The 1,415-nt window shown below is 69.2% G+C and carries 2 protein-coding genes and 1 pseudogene; 1 reads left to right on the top strand and 2 read right to left on the bottom strand.

The window, feature by feature from the left end; genetic code table 11:
• Positions 1 to 75 precede the first annotated feature (75 nt).
• Together U4E84_RS17350 and U4E84_RS17345 are read right to left on the bottom strand one after the other, a co-directional pair.
• Complete coding sequence (locus tag U4E84_RS17350) at positions 76 to 411, bottom strand: hypothetical protein (protein ID WP_322533344.1); 336 nt, start codon at positions 409 to 411, stop codon at positions 76 to 78.
• Between the two features lie 96 nt (positions 412 to 507).
• Positions 508 to 1,125: a 2Fe-2S iron-sulfur cluster-binding protein gene (locus U4E84_RS17345; protein WP_322533343.1), complete on the bottom strand. Its 618-nt coding sequence runs from the start codon at positions 1,123 to 1,125 to the stop codon at positions 508 to 510.
• 147 nt (positions 1,126 to 1,272) lie between these two features.
• Here U4E84_RS17345 and U4E84_RS17340 point away from each other — a divergent pair.
• Positions 1,273 to 1,415, top strand: a pseudogene (locus U4E84_RS17340) (RNA-binding protein); the annotation flags it as partial.

Raw genomic sequence — 1,415 nt, 5'->3', positions numbered from 1 at the left:
CGATCCCGCTTCGAGAACGAAACGAAGTGTGTCATCGTCGTTCGGGGCGTATCGGTTCCTCGAAACCGGTATTCGTTACTCGTCCCGTTCGTCGGTGGTGTCGGTCGGGTTCGACTCGCTGGGCAGCTGCGTCGGGTCCGCGGGCTCGGCGCCGTTCATCGAGTCGTCGCGTTCGAGCAGGTAGAGGAGGGGACCGAGGGCGGTCAATACGAGGACGCCGGGCAGCGGGGCGTCGGGAACGAGGACCAGCGTGACGAGGCTCGCGCCGCCGGTGAAGACGACGAGGGCGGCCCACGCCGCCGGCGACCCGAGGTCGACGCCGACGCGGACCGCGTCGCGGTAGACGACCGCGGCGATCAGCGCGACGGCGACGCCCCCGCCGCCGGCGACGAGCGCCGTGGTGACGGTCATACGAGCAGTTGGGGCGAGACGCGAAAAAGGGTGTCGCGAGCGAGCGCGGCTGGAAAAATCGGAGGGTGAGTGAGAGAAGCGGCCGCGGAAGCGGAGCTACGGCGCCTCGCCGGTCTCGATGCTGAAGGAGTCGCGCGGGTAGGCGACGCAGGTGAGCGTGTAGCCGTCGTCGATCTCGGCCGCCTCGAGCATCTGCTGGTTGTCGTGCTCGACGAAGTCCCCGCTCGGTCCGTCCGCGATCCGACCGGCACAGGAGACGCACTGGCCCTGCCGGCAGGCGTACGGGAGGTCCCACCCCTCGTCTTCGCCCTGGTCGAGGATGGGCTCGTCGTTCGAGAGCTCGACCGTCTCGCCCTGCTTGACGAACTCGACCTCGAAGTACTCCACCTCGTCTTCGGGGATGTCGCCGGGACCGGCGCTCGCGGTGCCGCCCTCTTCGAGTTCGCCCTCTTCGCCCTCCGCGCCGCCCGCCGGGATGGCGCCGCCGCCACCGCCGCCGCCGCCGACAGCGCGGTTACCCGGCTCGGGGAACTCCGTCTCTGGGACCGCGGACGCGCGGTGTTCGAGGACTTCGTCCGAGATGTCGGTCGTGGGTTCCCACCCCGTCCCCCTCACCGAGGTGATGAGGACCATGAGCAGCGTCGCGACCGCCGCGAGCACGATCGCGGGCGGATTCACGATCGCCGCGAGCACGATCGCCAGTGGGTTGAGCATACGAAGGGATATGGAGAGGTAGTTTAAGGCCGTTTTGATCGGTCCAATGGAGCGAGACCGTCGCGGGGAGCCGGAGCCGACGGGCGCCGCCGGGCGGCCACGCCGCGGAGCGGTCCATTTATCGGCCGAGCGGCCGACTGGACGGCCATGGAAGTGAAATCCCGGCACCACCTCCGGAGCGACGAGATCACGGCGATCCGCGAGGCGGTCGCCGACCATCTCGGGGTCGACATCGACGGCGACACGTTCGAGTTCGTGGAGTTCGTCGACGCCGGCTACGAGCTCGTCTT

The organism is Halorubrum sp. AD140 (assembly GCF_034497445.1).
In the GTDB taxonomy this organism is placed as follows: Archaea; Halobacteriota; Halobacteria; order Halobacteriales; family Haloferacaceae; genus Halorubrum.
This window is presented reverse-complemented; position numbering and strand designations above follow the sequence as displayed.

Bases quoted from the DNA above. Each gene is read 5' to 3' on its own strand.
- U4E84_RS17345 (WP_322533343.1), bottom strand. From the start codon at position 1,125: ATGCTCAACCCACTGGCGATCGTGCTCGCGGCGATCGTGAATCCGCCC.
- U4E84_RS17350 (WP_322533344.1), bottom strand. From the start codon at position 411: ATGACCGTCACCACGGCGCTCGTCGCCGGCGGCGGGGGCGTCGCCGTC.